Here is a 20,998-nt window from a genome sequence, read left to right as displayed (position 1 = left end):
GAATGACAACGGAAGGGAATGAACTTGAGAGTACCACATTCAGCACAACCATACATGGCACCGCCATAAGACGGATCGCCACAATTGATCATTTTATCAATGTTTTCCATCTCAGTCTTTCTGGGATGGAGCGTATATTGAATTTCTTCATAGTGATCTCGGAACAATTCCTGTAGTGTATTACGTTTCATAGATATCATTATGAAGAATTTAAGGCAAAAAACAACCCCAACCCCTCATGAGTGAGGGGCAGGGGAGTTGAGGTGCCGAAGGCACTTTTATTGCTTTTATTTTTTCTTAGAATTGAATACATTTGAATACAGCGACTCTGCGGCATCCATTTTCTGTGAATTGCTGGCGATTGAATAGTCATAGTAATATGCATTCACCTGCGCGCTATGGCCGAGCATCTCTCCAACTGTTTCATTTTTGAGTTTCGTATTCAAGTGTGATGATACTGTTCGCCTGATCTCGTGAATTGAAGTTTTATCTATGCCAGCTTCTTTGGCTCTACGGCATACGGCACAGCCAACGTCATGTCCGGTATATCTGTGTCCGTCCTCACGAGTGAAGATGTACCCTTCTGAACTGAAGTGATTAAGAGCTTTGATCCTGACCAAGAGTTCTGAAATCTGAGACGTAAGAGGGAATGTACGTGTCTTGCCATTTTTTGTTCTGCCTATCACAATCTCTGACGGCCTATCCGAGTAGTCTAAGCGGTGCTCTGACCTTACGATATGAATCGCATGGTGATTTTCATCTATATCGCTCCATTTAATGCAGACTATCTCCCCGACGCGCATACCTGTAAGAAGCGCAAGCTCTATGGCATAATCGGGCATATAATGAGGATACTGGGTTTCATGTTCTCTTATTGCAAAGGATAAAGCTATTATTTCGTCTTCTGTGATTACGCGCTCGTGGTCACTTTTTGGCGGAGTAAATTTACAGCCTGATAAAAGAAGCTTGCGGTCCATACGTTTAGCAGGGTCTTTCTCGATATATTCGTTATCATACGCATAGGCGAAAATTCCCCTGATATATCCAATCAAATTGCTTGCGTTTTTCTCCGATAAATGATTTTCCTTTATGATAGTTGATAAAATACTTTGCAGCTGCGGCGTAGTAATTTCGCTTATTACCATATCTGCAAGCTCTGTGTCTGCAAAGTATTTATCGAACTCCCTTTCATACCGTCTTATTGTCGAAGGAGATATCGATTGCTTTAAATTTGAGACATTAATGAATTGTCTTTTGTACTCGATCCACTTTGGGAATAGCTCCGATACTGTCATCTGAGATTGGCCTTCGCCAATTTGATAGAAATCAAGCAGGAATTTGATCAGCTGAGTTTCTGTTTGCTTCCTTACAAGTTTACGGCCATGTGGACTCTTAGGATCCGGTATGTATGTGCTCCACCGCTCATTCTTGTTTCTGGGCGGCGTGATTTTGTATTTATGTACCTTCTTTAACAATTTGTTCATGAGTTCCTCCTTCTCGAGGTTCATGATGTCAGTCAGGCTTAAAAAACCCATTCTAAAATAGTACTCAATTTCAGGAATTTCTACAGTTAATGAGTTTCTATGTACCATAATCACCTTCCAGCTATTTACAGAGCCAAATAAAAACCACCCCGTATAAACAAACGCACAGGAATAGAATGGTTCCAAGACCAAATGTCTTCGTTAAAACATTTGCAAATCTTATTTGGTCCTATTCCGGTGCTGGTTAAGGTGGTCAGTCAGTCTATGTAATTAGTCTGAAGGCTTCTTGGCAAATAGATATTGATTCTGATAACTATAAGCGTTTTTCCCACATATGCTCTGCATCGTCCGATTATGGCACATCCAGCGTTAAGCCATATCAACGATGGCGAAGATCTATTGCTGTTCTGTTCAACAGTAGATCCATCCGCCCAGTGTGAATCAAGCGGAAGGGGAACCGTCGTCGTCCCTAGACGTATTTATATACCTCCTAGTGTTTTTTTATATCTCAATATTAATTGTACGCATAGAGAACATACTAAATCAACGATTTTTAAAGCAATTGTAAAAATTCGTGAATAGTAAACAACGGGCTATATATTATATTAATATGGCAGATGTTGGTAAAAATTACCAAATTTTACAGACAATGCTAAAGCATGAATTTTGGATTTACAAACGCTTAAATACTTTTACATCTCTTATATAGATTTCAATATGCCGCAAATATGCAAGGAGTAATCTTTCAAGCAGTAGGAAAATGTTAATTTCTGCTAGTTGTTTGTTTTCATCATCAGCACAGTAGAACAGCTGATTAATAGCTGCTATCTCATCTATGGCATATGAGTATTCATCCTCAGAAAAGGTATTGAATTTTCCCGCTTTAGCTTTATCTGCAAATTCAACAGCAGGATTTTTTATTAGTAGTTCCTGAGATAAATCATACAGCTGCTTCACATTTTCTTCCTTGGTAGGAGCGATATGAACATCTGTTATTCGGTTATTATCGTATTTTAAAGCAAGTTCCATTATATTCTGCCTCCTTAATTCATCTGTATCTTTTTTATAGAAGGATTTTCAAAAAATTGCTGGTTCACAAATTCGTTGATTTCATTATTCATGCTTCTGACACCTGTTTTATTGAGAAAGGCATCCTGAGATATCTTTTTGACTTTTTCGTTAGATATTGAAATAGATATACTATATTCGCGCTCTATTCGTTTAATAGGTGAATATCTCTCATCTTTCATTATCTTGAAATAGTCATCCTCATTAAAACTATCCAGGATGATAGTCTGCTCAATACGTCCTTTCAGTTCAGGTGGAATCATGGATAGTACATCATCTCTATTTAAGGATGGTGACTTTTTCTCGATATTTTCTGTAGAAAATCCTATGGGTGAAGATGCATGTCTATTATCAAGGCAAGAAAAGGAACCGAGCAAAATGAAGGCAATTCTTGAAGTATCAATTATCTTAGGCTTTTCTTCAGTACCGATATTAACATTGCCTCCTTCAAGGAGCTTTAAAAGTTCAGCAACCAAACCGGTTCCGTTCCATCCGGACTGCGATCTGTCAATGAGCTTATCGACTTCATCTATAACACATATGGGCATAGGAGCATCCTTAGTCATGTCTAACATTTGAAGTCCTGAATAAAGCTTACTGTTTCCCTTATAGCCTTGAGGCGTGATGCTGCTACCATCGCATATATAGATATTGTCGTATATCTCATTTAAAGCTCGGATCATTTCGGTCTTACCACTTCCTGATTGCCCTGCAACAAGGAGAGCACCGTTAGGTCGGTGATTCTTAACACATTTCCATACAAAAACAGAAAGCATCTTTTTATAGTAGTCATGCCCGTAGACATACGTATCAAGGTATTCATATATGGTTTGAGGAGTCTTGAGGACTTCAGAATCACCATGATTGTCATAGTACATAGCAAATTCGTCCTTGTAAAAAGCAGGTTTATAGTAAGCCTTATCTGTAATGGATGGTGTTGCATAACTTATAGGTCTAAGTTTTCCATTATACATTTTGGTATTATCCTTTCTGAGCCCAGCGCTTTGCGCCGGGCTCGGTCAATCATTTTGGGATTAAGCAATATTAAGTTCATGATTCTCTGATGAATAGCAATATACATTGTCAGAGAGGAAGTCTTCAGGGCGAAGCACAGTTGAATTGACTTCGTGTACCATTGATCTGAAATCATTTATTTCAGCATGTGATTTCATAAGATATGATGGCAGGACAATCAGCTCATGCCTGCTTGAAGGCAGAATTATTAAATCAGATGAAGTCATACTGGAAAGCTGGTCTAATATTCCGGTATCTGTCATGTATATAGCTCCATTGGTATCACTTTTACAGGAAAGAATGAACATATTGCGAGACAGATCATCTATGTATGATATATCTTTTTCATTATTTTCATCCTTGAACAAATCATACATAGAGGTTATTTGAGGATGTTTATTTACATGAAGGTTATTGAAGGCTGTCTGATCCAACTCCTCAATTGATATATTCCAGAGATCAAGCAACTTCCTACTGATAAGAATGGTACCAGATCCATCATTCTTGATAGGCAGAGTGACATAATAATATATTGATAAGTCTAAGTATTCACGATGAATATATTGGTCACAGATTTTGCTGTTGATAGCCGTGTTATACAGACAAGGAAAGATATTATTCTTTACCTGCTCAAAGTTAAAGATTACTTTGTAATCGTCATCTGGCAGGGCAGATTCTTCATATATATCTGCGATATCACTTGCAATATCATCAATATCAGCATCGTGGCACTGATAAGAATGGAAGAACTGATTCAAATTGATCACAGGTTGAAGCATATCTTTTCCGGTGAAAGTTAAGGCATCATATTCAATACCATTTGCCTTAGTAAGGTGTTCAACATTAACATCTACATCGAGATGCCTTGCAGCGAGAATGTTTGATACTTTTGTTTTGATTGTTTCGTTAAATGTAATTACGTTCATTTTTATCCTCCTTTTGGATAAAGACTATTATTAGTTTCATTATTCCCACCGGCCCATTTTCAAAATGGGCAAACCGAGATAGCACACTTTAGGGTTGCGATAAAAAGAAAAATGACATGTGCAGAATGCACATAGAATAGAGCGAATGTCACGGTCAGCCTCGGCAGTGCCGAGCACGCCTAAATGCTGTGCATTTAGAACGCGTGTCGCTGACTCTTATGCTCTTTGTGGATTTGGACCGCATTGTGTGCGGTCAGATTGTTTTTTTATTCGAGCCCAGATTCTGTCTGCGTTTTGTGACTTAGAGCCGGCTATATTTTATGGCTCTAAGTCGACTCTAAGTCTCTAATACCGTGTAGAAGATGGGCAGTATTACTGCGTTTCTGCAATCGTCGACTCTAAGTTTTGAAACACCCTTATGTCACGCACTCTAAGTCTGATGAGATTCATTATAATGAAATATAATTGACGATATATAGTTAAAAACGCAGTACGGCGTGTAGCTTACTGATAGATAGATTTAACACGCCTGTGATAAAAAAGGAGACAATTGACATCACAATCGTGATGTAATAGAGAAGATATAAGAATATGCCTTTGGCATATCGATGGATATTTTTTGTGAACAATAATAATTGCAACATAGCAGTTAAAAAGGCAACAAAAAAGCTCCTCGTCTTTCTGCATATTTACAGAAGATAGGAACTTTTTTGTCGTTAAGATAGAAGAGGCTGGGTGGCAATCCAGCATCTCATTTTAAGACCACAAGGGCGCGACGGCTGCCTGTTCCGTCCTCAGCTTCTATCTCTTGGTAATTTCATTATAACCTATTCATGCTCAGAGTCAATATTGTTTTTGGGATATTGCCATGCTGTTCCGTCTGCCAGATACTTATCAAGTTGAGCTGACATAAGCGGATACATTGTACGATAAGAATACGTTCCTTTGTTAGTGATCCTGACAACAACACTTATATCCTGTGTCAACCTCTTGATAAACGAAATGCTGCTGTTGTCTTTTTTTATACTTATTACATCAGGATTTTTGATGAAGTCAGGAATCGATCTGAAACAGTCCTCATACATTATATCGGACATAAAATCATCTTTATGATTTTCAGTATGTGTAATACGATTATCCCAAAATGATATTTCTGACGTAGTATCTATATGAAGACCAGGCTTTTTAGTTGTAATGAATTCTGCAATCTCTTTTGGGATTGTTCCAATTGATATGCACTTTTCTTTAAGTATTTGCTCGACTGATAATTCTGTACATCTTTTCATTTATGTTACATTCCTTAATTTGATGTCGCATTATATTATATGGATGCCTGCACCATTGGTACAAGAATAATATTTTATTGTGGTAAACATATTTATCTAAAGTTTCTTCATTTTGCACCAAGTAGCCTGGATAACAAATGAAAATATAAAAAAGTTTCTCGCAACATGAGGGTCTCCAAAGGGGCTATTTATTATAAGTAGCCCCTTTAGTGTCCCGATATGGGTTAATTATTTAAAAGTAACCCATTTGGATATACCTGAATGGGCTACTTATTTCTGGTATGACATATATCAAAAATGTCATATCATGTCATAATCGGCTCCACAAGCGGAATGTATGAGTGGCCAAGAGCGGGATAGCAGAGTATTACTGGATTATGACATATTATGACATGTCATAATCGAATGTGAGTTCTGAAAAATGGCAATGAAAAATGATAAAGCTGTCCTACAGAAAAAAACGGAATCTCTTTTATAATTTGTTTTCATGCATCGCATTAAGTTAAGACGTGTATTTATTAATCCTTGTCGCTGTGATATAATAATGCAACATGAGGGTCTCCAAAGGGGCTATTTATTTTAAGTAGCCCCTTTAGTGTCCCTATATGGGTTAATTTTTTAAAAGTAACCCCTTTGGATATACTTACATGGGCTAATTATTCCATTATGACATGCTATGACAATGTCATAATATGTCATAATGACATTGAACATGAAAAAGTAACCCAAAAGAAGCACCGGAATGGGTTACTTTTTATTATAGATAAAAATAATAAGATAAATATAATTTTGATAAGCAAAGTTTGCTTGTCAGAATGTAAGGAGAAACAAGTTATGAAAAAGGCAAACAACAAATCATTACTTTCCTACCTCTTCTCTGTTCTGATGCTTACGCTCACACTCAGCATCATAAATCCCGTAACAGTCGAAGCTGCAGTAAAGCTCAACAAGACAGAAGCAACAGTTAAAGTAGGAAAGACCACAAAGCTCAAAATCAAAGGTGCTAAAGGTGCTAAAGTCAAATGGTCTTCTTCCAAAAAGAAGATCGCCACTGTTTCAAACAAGGGTGTCGTAACTGGCAAGAAGCCTGGTAAGACAACCATCAAGGCTAAAGTTGGTGGCAAGACCTACAAGTGTCAGCTTTCAGTTCTTTGCAAACGGCACAAATATGTAGAAACAACCGTTCCTGCAACAGCAGAACACGTCGCATACAGATGCAAGAGATGCAAAGTCTGCGGATATGAAACAGATAAAGAAGAAATTGTTCAGCTCACGGAAGCTGAAGCTCAAGCAAAACTCATGGCACTAAAATCCCAATACCCCGAGGGTATGCCATGGGGTATGGAAAAAACATATTTATGGTACAATACTGAACCGACTCAGGCTTGTGGTGCATTTGCTGCACTTCTTCAGGACACAGTATTTGGTGTGACAGCGCCTATCCGTATGCACAACAATCTGTATGACATCAAAATCGGTGATGTTGTGGGTTATGTAGGACCCGCTGGACCTCACGGTGGAATAGTTATTGCACGAAACGGAGATATGATCACAACGGCAGAAGGTGCCGGTACTGTTTTGTGGGGCAGACAATATAAGATAACATCAGCAACAACATTAGCCTTTTGGCTTCAGCAAAGTGATACTGAATTCGTACCCGTTGGTTCTTATCCTTTAAAATGGATTGCAACTAGATATGAATAACAAAGCATTCCCCCACTCTGCGGATAAAATCCGTCGGTGTGGATATTTTTTATGCAATCTTATCAATCAGTGTAATCATTCGGCTTGCACGTACTACAAAAAACATATCATCTCAATATTGTTGAAATATGCATAAATATCGGATTATGACATGCTATGACAATGTCATAATGTGTCATAATCGGCTTCACAAGCGGATTTTAATGATCATCTAGTAAAGAATTATAGAGTGTTTCTGGATTATGACATGTCATAATCATTTTCTACAGTACTTGATTATCAGACACATTTCAAATTGTAATGAGCTGTCATGGCTTGAGTGTCGAAAAAACCTGACTATGATATATTAAAGCTAACACTAAATAAGGATTTTGTTATGGATACAATACAACTATTGGATTTTGAGGAGATGCTTAAGAATGTGTTATCTTGTAGCTAAAGATATAAATAAGCGAGGCTGTATTGCTTATAAAACAAAGCATGGTCCGGCACTTGTAGCTTTAAAAAAAGAATTGATTTCAAAAGTTGGATTGGAAAGAATACAGCTTGTTACAATAAGCAGACCAGCTGCGTATGGAGAATATGAGCCTTACAGCTTTGTGAAGACAGAGGATGAGCTTAAAGAAGCAGTGATGAATATGTAAAAAATAAGTCAGCATCTTTCCGCTGTGCGGTAGATAGCTGACTTAGATTTTTTGAATACATTTTGAATACATTTGGGCTGTGACATCATGAACATCCGCTATTTTACTGGTATTTGCGTAGCGAGAAGTGGTTCGAATACCCGGGACGGATTGTATTTTTGTGGCAGCGAGGCTGCCTTTATTAAATTTCTGAATAGTTTCTATAACAGTATAGAGGTTAAGGCATCTGATATTGAAGCTGCATATTCAAATGGTGACTTTACCACCTATACATCAAAGGTTCATTCGCTAAAGAGCACTTCCAGGATAATAGGTGCTCTTGAACTGTCAGATTTTGCACTCTCGCTTGAAGAAGCGGGAAGATCCGGTGATATCGAATTTATCAGGGACAATCACGCAAAATTCATCGAGCTTTTCAGAAGTTACATCAAAAAGCTTTCTATTTTGGACAGTAAAGGTGATTCACAAGGCGATTCCAAAAAGGATATTCCCAATGAGGAACTACAGGATGCTTATAACGCTCTTTCAGAGGTCATTCCAATGCAGGACTATGATGCCGTGGAAATGATACTTGAAAGCCTTAAGGAATATAGACTTCCGGAGGCTGACGCGCTTATAATAGAAAAGCTTGATAAATTTCTTATCAATATGCAATGGGATGATATGTTGAATATCATTTCGGAGAAAAACAAAAGAGGGTATTAGGAGGAGAAAATGGCAGCAGGAAAACTTAGATTTAATTCGGCATCACTTAGCGGACAGGTAAATATTAGCTATGTATTACCTGTGGATGTTCCGGAGATAATGATTGGGGAAAATCCGCATTACAAGCGTCCGATGAAGACATTATATCTGCTTCACGGATATTCGGGTAATGACAGCGACTGGCTCTATAACGGTGTTGCTGAGGACGTAGCAACTCGTTACAACCTTGCAGTTATCATGATAACCGCAGGTAACAATTTTTATCTCGACAGAAAGGCAACAGGATGCCAGTTCGGTACATATGCCGGAAAAGAGGTTGTAGATTTCACAAGAAAGCTCTTTGGACTTTCAGATAAGAGAGAGGATACGCTTATCGGCGGACTTTCCATGGGAGGCTTCGGAGCACTGCACACAGGACTTGCTTATCCCGAGACCTTTGGCGGAATAGTTGCGCTGTCATCAGCTCTTATCATTCATGAGCTTGCAACAATGAAACCCGGTCAGGGCAATGAAGTTGCTAACTACGAGTACTATCACGAGGTATTCGGTGAGCTTGAGGGCATTGAGGAGACAGATGCCAACCCTGAGTACTTATTTAAAAAGCTTAAGGAAGGCGGTAAGAGAATCCCTCCTATCTATATGGCAGTTGGAACTGAGGACTTCCTCTATGAGAACAACCAGGTTACAAGAAGATTCTTCGAGGAGAATGGCGCTGATCTTAAGTACGAAGAGGGCCCCGGAATCCATGACTGGAACTTCTGGAATAAATACATTTTTAATGGCGTTGAATGGGTGCTTGGAAAAAACTGAGAAGTAAATAATGAAGTACAAAACTCCTGAAGCAAGGTTCAGTGCAAAACAGACCGAAATCCGTGCAGGTTCGGTCTGTTTTATTTAGTTTTGTGTTATCATTTTTATAATTAAAAGCATTAGGGGGTAAATGCTATGGCTGCAGAAAATAACACAATGGATGAATCAATGCTTCGCATCGCTATGTGCGACGATGATAAAATGGATCGTGAGAGGGTGCACGGTCTTGTGACAGACTATCTTAAGGAGAAGAATCTTCATGCGCAGGTAAAGGTATTTGATCATCCTGATTCACTGCTTGAGGAATGTGAGCATTTCAGACCTCACATTTATATTCTTGATATTGTTATGCCGATGGTAAGCGGTATTCAGGCTGCAAGAGAGCTTAGATGGAATCAGCCTGATGCGCAGATCATCTTTGCTACTTCTGAGAGTTCATATGCTCTTGAGTCTTTTGACGTTAATCCTATCAACTATATTTTAAAACCGATAGACAAAGAAAAGCTCTTTGCTACACTTGATCTTGCTCTGACCCATGTCAGCCTTGGCAAGGAAAAGAGTACTACGATTAAGGTTAGGGGCGGCTTTAGAACAATTCATTTAGATGACATTCTTTATATTGAATATCGCAACCACGTTGTTTCTTATCATCTTGATTCTGGCGAGATCGTATCGCCTCCCACATTAAGAATAGGCTTTTCTGAGTATCTTGATGAAAATCATCCCGGAAAAGAATTTGTCCGCTGCCATGAATCAATAGCAGTTAATATAGCAGCTGTTGATAAGCTTACCAAAACAGATATAACGCTCCGTAACAATGAAAATCTGCCTGTGTCAAAGAGCAGATATGCCGAGGTTATGGACAGTTATATGGATTACAGATTTTAAAGTAAGCGGGTACAAACGAGATGATGACGAATATTCAAACGGTTATCGTTACAATACTGTATATAAGTGTTTTGGGTCTGTTTATCGAAAGCTGCATAATTTTCAGAAATCTGAAAAATCAGCTTCATGCGTACCTGCTGCTTAGCTGTATCGTGATTTTGGTAAATCACCTTGGATATACGCTGGAACAGCAGGCTACATCTATGGAGGCATATAAGGCTGCTCTTAAGTTTTCTTATGCTGGACGTGTCTGGATAGCATTTTCGCTTATGATGTTTGCGGCTGAATTTTGCCATATCAAAATTCCTATTAATGTAAAAAGAATATTGATTTTTTTCCATGTGATCGTGTATGCGTCGATTCTTACAATCGGTCAGACCAATCTGTATTACAAAAAGCTGTCTTTTAGCATAAACAGAGGCATCCCGGTACTACGACATCAAAATGGAATAATGCATCATTTCTTTATACAGCTTCAGATTATTTATATAGTGGCAGGGATGTCGTGGCTCTTTTTGTCGCTTAAAAGGCAAAAAAGCGCTGCCAGCAGGAAAAGGCACATAATAGTGATATCGGCTTTTATTATTGAGACAGTGTGCTATCTTCTTCAGATATCGAGAATTCTGCCTATTTCCGAGCTATTTGACATTACCATGATAGGAAATGTAATACTTACTGTATTTATGTATTTGGCAATCTTTAAATGTAATCTTCTGGGAATCATTGATATAGCCAGAGATTATATGATAGACAGACTAAGTGAGGGAATCGTGGCAGTGGATAATGACGGAAAGGTGCAATACTATAATGAACCTGCACTGAAGCTTTTTCCTGAGCTTGAGACTGATCCGCAGAAAGTGGCTTCTGACATCGAATATGCGATTATTCATGAAAATACCATAACCGTAAACAATAGAATCTATACACCTGAGTCCAACGTTTTGGAGGGTGGCGGAGAAACTCTCGGAGTACTATATGCAATGGTTGATTCCACGGTTCTTAAGCTCAAGGAGTATAAGCTTAAGGCTGATGCCGAGATACTGGAGATGGCAGCCAGAAACATGAAGGATCGCCTGCTTACCACAGAGGAACTCATGCGGCAGGACCGAGCCATGAGGCATGACAGGAGACACTTTGAAGCACTTCTCTATTCATTATTACAGGATGGAAAAATTGATGAAGCAAGGGAATGTTTAAAGGAACGTCTTTCACAGGAACCTCGAAGCTCAAAGCGCTTCTGCGAAAATACTACTGTAAATGCAGCACTTACACATTACATCTCACTTGCAGAGAGGCAGAAGATCAAGGTAAATGCATCCACAAATATTCCGTTCGAGCCCGGTGTTGATGAAATGAAGCTCGCAATAGCTATAAGTAATCTTTTGGAAAATGCCATACATGCCTGCGAGAAGGTTCCGGAAAGAGATCGCTTCATTGACATTACAGCCAAATTCAAGGGGCAGCTCCTTCTTGAGGTATCCAATTCCTGTGAAAAGAAGGTCGAACTTAATGAGGAGGGGCATCCTTTTTCCAACGAGGATGGTCATGGCATAGGTACGAAAAGTATCATAGCATTTGTTCAGGAAACTGACAGCGAGATAAGGTATATTGCTGAAGATAAAGTATTTAAGGTTCGCATGGTCATAAATTGAATCAAAATTGAATCAGTGTAAAATAATTCCGATTCCGTGCGATAGAGGTCCTTCAATTTTTGGGGTGATATCTTATTATTAACAGTAAATAATATATTCATGAATTACGAGGATTTATTATGGATGATGTGAAAAACATATATAATATACCGAAAAGAGAAGGAAGTGTGTGGCCCTGTGATATTTGCCCGGCATATACCCCACGCGATGATGCTATTCCCAGCATAAAGGGATGCTGGTATTGTAAATACGCTGACTTTCATCTGAAAGAGGAGAGAGTACTTGAGGTCGGAATATGTAAATGGCCCAAAATTATGATTGATTAGGAAACTTTTATATGAATGTTTTGTATCTGATGCTATAAAGTGCGGATATATAAGGTGAATCGGACTTGCGATGGAAACGATTCGCCTTTTTTATTTCTCTATTTTGCCAAATTGGAAGTTTACAAAATAAATCAGTATGATATCATAATGATATCAAAGGTAATCAAATTGATGGAGGTAATCAATATGACAGAGAATATTCGAGAAGAACTTTATACAGGAAAGAAAAATGGAATGACGGCACTTTTAGCATTCACAATTTTGTATGCCGCAGCGATAGCATTGATCGTCTTTTCGGCGATTCAGCTGGATGATGGTGGAAGCGGGGTATATGTAGCACTACTTGTTCTTGGCTGCATATATACAGCCCTGGGATGGTTTCCCTTCCTTGGACTTAAGGTTCTTAAGCCCGGTGAAGCTCTCGTGCTTACACTTTTTGGTAAGTATGTGGGAACAATCAAGGAAGACGGATTCTACTTTGTAAATCCCTTCTGCACAGCAGTAAACCCTGCAGCAGCAACAAAGCTCGGACAGAGCGGTGACATCTCTGATGATAAAAAGGGCAAGCTTACACTTGTTACAGGAACTGAGGCAGTGAATTTTGAAGCTGCTTCTAACAAGAAGATATCGCTTAAGGTTATGACACTTTCAAACTCAAGACAGAAGGTCAACGATGTTTTAGGTAATCCTGTAGAAATCGCAGTTGCAGTTATGTGGAAGGTTACAGATACAGCTAAGGCTGTATTCTCGGTAGACAACTACAAAGAGTACCTTTCTCTTCAGTGCGACACTGCAGTAAGAAATGTTGTAAAGCTTTATCCTTACGATGTAACTGAGAACGTAGATACAACAGGCGATGGTCAGGCCGATGACGGTAGTCTTCGCGGATCAACAGAGGTTGTTGCCAGAAAGATCATGGATGAGATTCAGGAGAAGGTTAAGGATGCAGGCCTTGAGATTGTTGATGCCAGAATCACATACCTTGCTTATGCACCTGAAATTGCAGCAGCAATGCTTCAGAGACAGCAGGCTGCAGCAGTAGTAGATGCCAGAAAGCTTATAGTAGACGGCGCAGTCGGAATGGTAGAGCTTGCACTTGAGCGCCTTAACGAGAAGGAACTCGTTGAACTTGATGAGGAGCGCAAGGCAGCCATGGTATCTAACCTCCTCGTAGTTCTCTGTGGTAACCACGACGCACAGCCTGTGGTTAACTCAGGAAGTCTCTACTAATGGCTGAGAAAAAACAAGTGCCGCTTAGATTGAGTGCGAAGCTGTACGATGCAATAGCTGCCTGGGCTGAAGATGACTTCCGCTCAGTCAACGGCCAGATAGAATACCTTTTAACCGAATGCGTAAAGCAGAGGAAAAAGGATGGAAAATATGTATCGGAGCATTTGGATGAAGCTCCGGAATTCGACATAAAGTGATAAGTGGGCTGACTTTACCGGCAGCTCACCCGGACATAATGTTTTGCTTAGTGCATATCACAGGAGGCATAAAATGACTAAATCAGATAATAAGACGCTTTTCAAATATCTTGGATGGTCCTTCGGAATAGCATGGATCATGCAGATAATAGTATGGAGGATAACAAGCTCCGGTGATAGTACCGGTAGTATGGTTCCAATGATTGGCCAGGTTATCATGATGGCGGTAATGTATGTTCCTCTTTTAGCTACAATCCTTGCAGGTGTGAAGTTAAAGGGAATTGGCTTTAAGCCTCAGCTTAAAGGGAATATCGGAACACTGTTGTTTTCCTGGTTTTCACCTGCGATTGTTACAACACTTGGAGCAGCTCTTTATTTCCTTGTATTTCCGGGACACCTTGATCTTACCGGAGCAACTCTTACTGAGATGGTAGGACCTGAAGCAATGGAACAGTTGTCAAGTCAGGGTATATCATTTACCACCTATTTAGTTATCCAGATAGTATGCTCGATAACCTATGCGCCAATCATAAATTCGATTCTGGCACTTGGAGAAGAAGTAGGATGGCGAGGCTATATGTATCCTGTTCTCAAGGAAAAATTCGGAAGAGTCAAGGGCCTCATAATCGGCGGAATAATCTGGGGAATGTGGCACTGGCCGCTGATACTGCTTACCGGATATGAATACGGAACAGACTATATAGGAGCACCTATTCTTGGGATGCCGGTATTTTGTATTTTCACCGTGGCTACAGGAATCTTGTGCGACTATGTATATGAAAAGACCGGATGCATCTGGTTTCCGTCAATTGTCCACGGTGCTATAAATGCAGCTGCTACAATTCCAATTGTAATGACAACATCAGCATCCGCCTCAAACAGACTCCTTGGACCTGTTCCCAATGGTTTTTTGGCAGGATTGCCACTAATTGTTCTCGCGGTCATACTGGTTTTTATTAGCAGAAATGCTATTCAGAGAAAAGAAGTAGTGGAATGAATATTAAGCACAAAGTAAACAAATGCAGGCTGCTTCGAAGTTTAGCGTATTTTTATAATTTGTATATTGTAGATGCGATATAATAAAAATAGCTAATTGTGCGCAAAAAAGGCTATGGCAGATTCATGGAAAGAACACCAGAAAAAATTAGTTTTCCGGTGCTTCCGATACTCATGATACTTATTACTATAGTTTTGCTCATCTTCGGAAGCAGCCTGTTTACTACACCTCAATCCGAATACTTTACCCAGCTTTATTCTGGCTGGTCTGTTTATTATGGTGATAAAGTTTATAACGATGTCACTTTGGCTGATTTTGCTCTTGAATCAACAAATGCGGGTGACATCATAACTATAAAAAGAACAATTCCTGCAACTACAATAGTTTCTCCAACCATAATGTTTAAGAGTTATCTTGCCTCTGTTTTGGTTGAGATGGATGGCAAAGAAGTTTATTCATTTGGAAGTGACATTAGCGATAAGGGAATTTATATTCCTAAGAAATTTAATCTCATTACTGTCAGTGACTGGGTTAAGGCACATGATGTAAGTATTACATTTAAAGTTGCCGAGAAAAACTCATTCAGAGGTTTCTACCCAATATACTTTGGGACGAAGACGGAAGTTGTAAAGTACTTCTTCAAGTACCACAGGATGCCTCTGTTTCTTGGGGGGTTTTTTATAATCTATTCCCTCCTTCTTTTTTCACTTGGTCTTTTCCTATTTATGTATCATAGATTCGAGGAGTCTGCGTTCATAAGCTCCGCGGTTTCAATGCTACTGGGATTATATACTTATACATATAACGATATTTTCGCATTCTTAAGTGAGCATGAATATTTCTTTTCACTTATGGAATACTTTGTTTTGTATCTGATCCCGCTTTCATTCAGCGTTCTTTTATATTCCACGAACAAGAATATTATTTATAGGAAACAGCGCGTGATCATCGGAATCAATATTGTGTTGCCGATTATTTTCTGGATGTGCTTTTTAACAGGAATGATTCCGATTAACTTCTTTGTTGTGCCGGTACAGATAGTTTCTGTTTTGGAAATTATCATCATACTTCCGCCCCTTGTTTCAAATGTCAGGATGAGGCATAAAAAGAAGATTGAATCCGATACTTATACAGGCGTTGACTCTGACTCATATCTTATTATGGGCTTCATTATTATGGTGGTTTTTGCCCTGCTTGAAATTGCAAAGTATACAGTCCAGAGATTTGCCGAAGGTTATGGTAAACAAAATCTGTTTGTGAATATAAATTTCTTAAACCTTGGAATGCTTTTCTTTATAATCTGTCTTTTTGTTTATTATTTCCTGAGTGGAATCGAGCATATGAATGATCAGCGTATCAAGGAAAAACTTGAAGGACTGGCATATACTGATGCATTGACAGGGCTTATGAACAGGGCAAAATGCATGCAGTATGGAGCAACCCTGAAGGGAGACTATGCCATAATAAGCCTTGATGTTGACAGACTTAAGTATGTGAATGATACATACGGCCATCTTGAGGGAGACAGGATGCTAAAGACATTTGCGGATTATCTTAAAGAGTCCTTTAAGGGGGCAGGTCTGATCGGAAGAACAGGAGGAGACGAATTTCTGGTTATTTTTGAGAAACCCTCCGCAGATGTGTGCGATAAGTGCATACGTGTGTTAGAGAAGAATATGGATGACTTCAATAGGAGAGATGATAAATTCAAGCTATCAGCTTCTGCAGGTTACGCTTATAGTTACGAAGCAGGTGGCAGGATGTCTGATGTGTTTTATCTTGCTGATTCAAGAATGTATAAAATGAAGGAGAAGCATCATGAGTAGAAAAATACTATTTCTGACAATTGCCTTCATGACATTCATAGCGCAAATGCTTTTATGGAATTCCGTTCTAAGACCCACAAGCGTTTCAAGAGTGGAAGTGCTTAGGGATAGGTGGGATGTCACATACAATGATGAGCATTTTGAGGATGTTAAGCTCTCCGAACTTCGCAGAATTATTGGAAATGGGACTAAGCGAGGCGATAAGATAATACTCACAAGAGAGGTCCTGAATTTAAGTGAATATAATTCACCCACTATTCTATTTGAATCAAAATTTAGCGCGTGGAAGATTATTTGTGACGGCAAAATACTTAATGATCAATATCTCCATGAATATGAGGATGGAAGCTTTATCGGATGTAATCTTAACTTTGTAGCGCTTCCTGAATACAGGATTCCGGTAAAATTCCAGATAGAGTTATTGGTGGCGGAAGACGGTGCCTATAATTATTATGAGAATCCGGTTATAGGAAGCTACATGGATGTATTTAAGTATTCAATATTTTGTAACATTTTTGTATTTCTGATTTCTTCATTTTTGATAATTTTTGGAATTGTGTTTTTGGCTATTTCAATTGCCTTTAGAAGTGATGTTCCTGAAATCAATATGCAGATATATTCATCACTGCTTTTTATTGTGCTGGGAGTATGGTTTCTTGCTCAGTTTAAGTTAATGGAGCTGTTTTTTGATATTGGCGGTCACCAGACTGAGATAGAATATATTTCTTTGTATCTGATCGCTCCTTTGATGTATATGGTTATGGGCTGCATGCAGGATTACGTACATCGCAAGCTGTTTCTATTATTTGCGGTAACGGGAACGGTTATTCCGTTTGTTCTTATATTCATTCATTTAATCGGACTGATTCACATAAATCTAACGCTTCCGGTGTATCAGCTGGATGCACTTGGTATGTGCGGCTATATGATCACAATGCTTATTATGGATAAGAGACATCATAGGATATCTAATTATCAGCTCATACAGCTCATAGGTGAGTGTGCACTGGCGGCATCATTTGTTTTTAATGTGATTTTCTATTATTTTGAGGTTACCGGAATATCTGAGCAGATTATGCTTTCCAAGAAAGCAGTTCCCATGGGAACTATGTGTATGGTATTCGCCACGCTGATAAATTATCAGATATATATTGCTGATTCTTATGCCAGAAAAAAGGAGCATGAATCTCTTGCTCATCTTGCATATGCTGATGGCTTAACCGGAATTCCAAACAGATCAAAGTATGAGAAATATCTGAGTGATCTCTGTGAAACTACAGAGGACTACTGCGTAATAAGTATTGATCTAAACGGACTTAAGACTGTAAACGATACTCAGGGCCACCAGATGGGAGATAAGTACCTGTCAGAGTTTAGCAGAGTTCTTGATGCATGCTTTAGAGGCAAAGGCTTTATTGCGAGAATAGGCGGAGATGAATTTGTTGCGGTTCTTAGCGGAGATGATCTGAATTCTGCAGAAAAACTGATTGAGAAATTAAACCTTGCTCTTGTTTCCCTTAACAGGAAGGATCCCTCAATAAGACGAAGCGCTGCTACCGGCTATGCCTTTCGACATGAAGTTGATGACATGGACTGGAATGCAGTCTACCTTCTTGCTGATGAGAGAATGTACAGTAACAAGAATCAAATGAAAAAGGAGGCTATGTAGGAGGCTTTAAACACTCCAAATCATGGCCTTCTTGTAAATTTGTCATAACGATTACTTTTTAAATATCGACCTATGTTTATTTAATGCGGAGAAATTTCTTCGCATTTATTTTTTTATCTTCATTAATTCTTTATTTTTTCCTTTTATTCTTAATTTCAGAATGATAAAGGTTTTGAACTAAGCCGCATTACGTCTTGAATTTTTGCTACAAGATGTTTTGCGTGATGGGAAAGAAGGAGAAATAATGGAGATGATATTAAAAACAAATGAACTTTGTAAGGAATTCAAAAAGCAGAAAGCAGTTAATAAGGTTTCACTGAATATACCAAAGAACTGCATTTATGGACTTCTTGGGCCAAACGGTGCCGGAAAATCAACAACACTGAAAATGATAACAGGTATCTTAAAGCCCACAAGCGGAGAGATCATCTATGATGGAAGACCATGGAGCAGACGAGCGCTTAATGAGATAGGAGCACTGATTGAAAATCCTCCGATCTATGAAAATCTTACAGCCAGAGAAAATCTGGAAGTAAGAGCAATTCTTCTCGGAACGGATAAGAAGAGAATTGATGAAGTGCTTGAACTCGTGTCCCTGGAAAACACGGAAAAAAAGAAGGCCGGACAGTTTTCTCTTGGAATGAAACAGAGGCTTGGAATTGCTTTGGCACTTCTTGGAAATCCAAAGCTTCTTATACTGGATGAACCAACAAACGGTCTTGATCCCATAGGGATAGAGGAGCTTCGTGAGCTTATAAAATCATTCCCGGAAAAGGGAATCACAGTGATTCTATCAAGTCACATTTTATCTGAGGTTCAACTGATGGCAGACTACGTCGGAATAATCTCTGACGGAGTTTTGGGGTATGAAGGTAAGCTCTATCCCGGTGAGAATCTTGAGGAACTTTTCATGGATGTGGTTAAGAAAAATCGTGCGCTTCCGCATATTGCGTAAATTACAGGAAAGGATTAAACAGATGACTAATATTATCAAAGCAGAATTTTTAAAATCAAAAAGAACCATGGGCAGCAGGCTTGTTTTTATTTTTCCTGTGCTATCACTTATCGTAGCATTTGTACTGACAATGGGGATGACAAATTCATATTCGGAGAGCGCGTGGAACTGGTGGTACACACTGCTTCTTCCCGGGATGCTCGCAATAATCTGCCACCTCTCACTTTCAAGAGAAAGGAAGGCAGGATACTATAATCTCATGACACTCTCAATGGATAAAAGAGACATGATGCTTGGAAAAATAGTTTATATGGGATGCCTCATATTTATCTCGAATCTGATTCTTTTTATTGGAGCTTTGGTGGGAGGAAGATTTTTGACAACCAGTGTTCCTGCGAATGGTGCAGCCATGACGGTAGTTGTTCTTACAATCGTACAGCTCTGGGAGATTCCGCTGTTTTTGTTCTTAAGTGAAAAATTCGGAATGATGATGGAGCTTATGATCTGCCTTTTTATTACTGTGTTTGGAATTGTTGTGGCACCTTCAAGAATGTGGTTTTTGTTTGTGTCTGCGATTCCCATGAGGGTTGTAACACCTCTTCTCCATGTGCTTCCAAACGGCATGAGGGCACAGGCAGGTAACCACCTTCTTAATGCAGGTGTGATAATTCCCGGGATCTTGATTTCCATATTTTGGTTTGTGCTTGGAACCTTTTTGTATCTCACATGGTTTGAAAAAAGAGAGGTGAAATAAAATGTTTTTCAGATGCCTTCATGCGGATTTTTATAAGCTTAGAAGAAGTCCGGTAATCGCCGCACACATTGTCATTCCGATCATGGCTAGTCTGGCGTTCCTCTTTTATTACGGGATATCCGGAAGAAGCTTTTCTGAGACTGAAAAGATAATAGTGTTTTACCAGACAATCGGAGCGGCATTTCCCATATTGATTGGAATATTCACAGCAAGTACAATGGAACAGGAGCAAAACGCAGGAGCCTTTCAGAATCTTCTAACCTTGAAGTGCAAGACTGCAGCGCTCTTTTCCAAGGTAGTTGTACTGATATTATTGAGCTTCATCGCCTTACTATTTACAGCAGTTTTATTTGGATATGGATTTGAAAGTGTCCTTGGACAGGGTAGCATGGGAATCGCGTTGTATATCGAAGCCGCGCTTGTTATGTGGCTTTCCGCCATACCGCTTTACCTTATTTTTGAGATCCTGGCCCTTTTATTCGGTAAAGGTGTTTCAATTGGCGCAGGGCTTTTTTCAGGACTTATAAGCGCTCTTTTCCTGACAAATCTTGGAATGTATGTCTGGAAGATCGTGCCGCTCTCATGGACTGCCAGAATGCCTGATACTTATCTTGAGCTTAGGTTTGGAGAGCTTTCAACCAACATTGTTGTTTCAAAAATAAGGCAACCGCAATCACACATGATTTACCTGAATCTAAAGCCGGTGCTGAATATTTACTTGCTTTTTACAGTAGTGTGCCTTGCTTGCTATTTTGTTTTTGCTGCTAATTATGAGGGAAGTAAGACTGCTGACTGATTAACTTTATGAGGGAAGTAGGATTGCTGACTGTTTTATTATATGAATGAAATAGCATTATTGGTAC

21 protein-coding genes are annotated in these 20,998 nt (G+C 39.1%); 15 read left to right on the top strand and 6 right to left on the bottom strand.

Going from position 1 to position 20,998, the window contains the following annotated elements; genetic code table 11:
• From G586_RS25735 to G586_RS0115560, 6 genes are all read right to left on the bottom strand, one after another.
• A partial coding sequence (locus G586_RS25735; RefSeq protein WP_081674409.1) for a transposase zinc-binding domain-containing protein occupies positions 1 to 191 on the bottom strand: 191 nt, incomplete at its 3' end.
• Between the two features lie 96 nt (positions 192 to 287).
• Complete coding sequence (locus tag G586_RS0115580) at positions 288 to 1,592, bottom strand: tyrosine-type recombinase/integrase (RefSeq protein WP_026528475.1); 1,305 nt, start codon at positions 1,590 to 1,592, stop codon at positions 288 to 290.
• A 564-nt stretch (positions 1,593 to 2,156) separates the two neighbouring features.
• Positions 2,157 to 2,513, bottom strand: a complete 357-nt coding sequence (locus tag G586_RS0115575) for a hypothetical protein (RefSeq protein ID WP_026528474.1) — start codon at positions 2,511 to 2,513, stop codon at positions 2,157 to 2,159.
• Between the two features lie 14 nt (positions 2,514 to 2,527).
• On the bottom strand, positions 2,528 to 3,526 hold the full coding sequence (locus G586_RS0115570; protein ID WP_026528473.1) for an AAA family ATPase: 999 nt from the start codon (positions 3,524 to 3,526) through the stop codon (positions 2,528 to 2,530).
• A gap of 60 nt (positions 3,527 to 3,586) precedes the next feature.
• Positions 3,587 to 4,492, bottom strand: a complete 906-nt coding sequence (locus G586_RS0115565) for a DUF5688 family protein (protein WP_026528472.1) — start codon at positions 4,490 to 4,492, stop codon at positions 3,587 to 3,589.
• A gap of 827 nt (positions 4,493 to 5,319) precedes the next feature.
• Positions 5,320 to 5,778 (bottom strand): PBECR2 nuclease fold domain-containing protein, encoded by a 459-nt coding sequence (locus G586_RS0115560; protein ID WP_026528471.1) that lies wholly within the window; start codon positions 5,776 to 5,778, stop codon positions 5,320 to 5,322.
• A gap of 834 nt (positions 5,779 to 6,612) precedes the next feature.
• Between G586_RS0115560 and G586_RS25140 the strand changes: the two genes are divergently transcribed.
• The 15 genes from G586_RS25140 to G586_RS0115485 all read left to right on the top strand — a co-directional run bounded on the left by G586_RS25140 (position 6,613) and on the right by G586_RS0115485 (position 20,931).
• Complete coding sequence (locus G586_RS25140) at positions 6,613 to 7,482, top strand: Ig-like domain-containing protein (protein ID WP_026528470.1); 870 nt, start codon at positions 6,613 to 6,615, stop codon at positions 7,480 to 7,482.
• A 419-nt stretch (positions 7,483 to 7,901) separates the two neighbouring features.
• On the top strand, positions 7,902 to 8,126 hold the full coding sequence (locus G586_RS0115550) for a DUF6718 family protein (protein ID WP_026494889.1): 225 nt from the start codon (positions 7,902 to 7,904) through the stop codon (positions 8,124 to 8,126).
• A gap of 72 nt (positions 8,127 to 8,198) precedes the next feature.
• Positions 8,199 to 8,831 (top strand): Hpt domain-containing protein, encoded by a 633-nt coding sequence (locus G586_RS0115545; protein ID WP_196811622.1) that lies wholly within the window; start codon positions 8,199 to 8,201, stop codon positions 8,829 to 8,831.
• Between the two features lie 9 nt (positions 8,832 to 8,840).
• Positions 8,841 to 9,641, top strand: coding sequence for an alpha/beta hydrolase (locus G586_RS0115540; RefSeq protein ID WP_026528468.1), 801 nt, complete (start codon positions 8,841 to 8,843; stop codon positions 9,639 to 9,641).
• A 135-nt stretch (positions 9,642 to 9,776) separates the two neighbouring features.
• Complete coding sequence (locus G586_RS0115535; RefSeq protein ID WP_081674407.1) at positions 9,777 to 10,529, top strand: LytR/AlgR family response regulator transcription factor; 753 nt, start codon at positions 9,777 to 9,779, stop codon at positions 10,527 to 10,529.
• Positions 10,530 to 10,549: 20 nt separating this feature from the next.
• The gene (locus G586_RS25135) at positions 10,550 to 12,181 is read left to right on the top strand and encodes an ATP-binding protein (protein WP_051204839.1); all 1,632 of its coding nucleotides are present in this window, start codon (positions 10,550 to 10,552) and stop codon (positions 12,179 to 12,181) included.
• A gap of 119 nt (positions 12,182 to 12,300) precedes the next feature.
• Positions 12,301 to 12,507 (top strand): hypothetical protein, encoded by a 207-nt coding sequence (locus G586_RS0115525; RefSeq protein ID WP_035773430.1) that lies wholly within the window; start codon positions 12,301 to 12,303, stop codon positions 12,505 to 12,507.
• Positions 12,508 to 12,705: 198 nt separating this feature from the next.
• Complete coding sequence (locus G586_RS0115520; protein WP_026528465.1) at positions 12,706 to 13,737, top strand: SPFH domain-containing protein; 1,032 nt, start codon at positions 12,706 to 12,708, stop codon at positions 13,735 to 13,737.
• On the top strand, positions 13,737 to 13,934 hold the full coding sequence (locus tag G586_RS0115515; RefSeq protein ID WP_026528464.1) for a PTS ascorbate transporter subunit IIC: 198 nt from the start codon (positions 13,737 to 13,739) through the stop codon (positions 13,932 to 13,934). Before G586_RS0115520 ends, G586_RS0115515 begins: the two co-directional genes overlap by 1 nt.
• 73 nt (positions 13,935 to 14,007) lie before the next feature.
• Positions 14,008 to 14,931 carry a CPBP family intramembrane glutamic endopeptidase gene (locus G586_RS0115510; RefSeq protein ID WP_026528463.1) on the top strand — a complete coding sequence of 308 codons (924 nt, stop codon included), beginning with the start codon at positions 14,008 to 14,010 and terminating at the stop codon, positions 14,929 to 14,931.
• 125 nt (positions 14,932 to 15,056) lie between these two features.
• Positions 15,057 to 16,757 carry a GGDEF domain-containing protein gene (locus tag G586_RS0115505; RefSeq protein ID WP_026528462.1) on the top strand — a complete coding sequence of 567 codons (1,701 nt, stop codon included), beginning with the start codon at positions 15,057 to 15,059 and terminating at the stop codon, positions 16,755 to 16,757.
• Complete coding sequence (locus G586_RS0115500; protein WP_026528461.1) at positions 16,750 to 18,426, top strand: GGDEF domain-containing protein; 1,677 nt, start codon at positions 16,750 to 16,752, stop codon at positions 18,424 to 18,426. The genes G586_RS0115505 and G586_RS0115500 overlap by 8 nt, the downstream gene beginning before the upstream one ends.
• A 244-nt stretch (positions 18,427 to 18,670) precedes the next feature.
• Positions 18,671 to 19,381 (top strand): lantibiotic protection ABC transporter ATP-binding protein, encoded by a 711-nt coding sequence (locus G586_RS0115495; protein WP_026528460.1) that lies wholly within the window; start codon positions 18,671 to 18,673, stop codon positions 19,379 to 19,381.
• A gap of 22 nt (positions 19,382 to 19,403) precedes the next feature.
• Positions 19,404 to 20,135, top strand: a complete 732-nt coding sequence (locus tag G586_RS0115490) for a lantibiotic immunity ABC transporter MutE/EpiE family permease subunit (protein ID WP_026528459.1) — start codon at positions 19,404 to 19,406, stop codon at positions 20,133 to 20,135.
• Between the two features lies 1 nt (position 20,136).
• Positions 20,137 to 20,931: a lantibiotic immunity ABC transporter MutG family permease subunit gene (locus G586_RS0115485; RefSeq protein WP_026528458.1), complete on the top strand. Its 795-nt coding sequence runs from the start codon at positions 20,137 to 20,139 to the stop codon at positions 20,929 to 20,931.
• Positions 20,932 to 20,998: the final 67 nt, after the last annotated feature.

The organism is Butyrivibrio sp. VCD2006, assembly GCF_000423925.1.
GTDB lineage: Bacteria > Bacillota > Clostridia > Lachnospirales > Lachnospiraceae > Butyrivibrio.
This window is presented reverse-complemented; position numbering and strand designations above follow the sequence as displayed.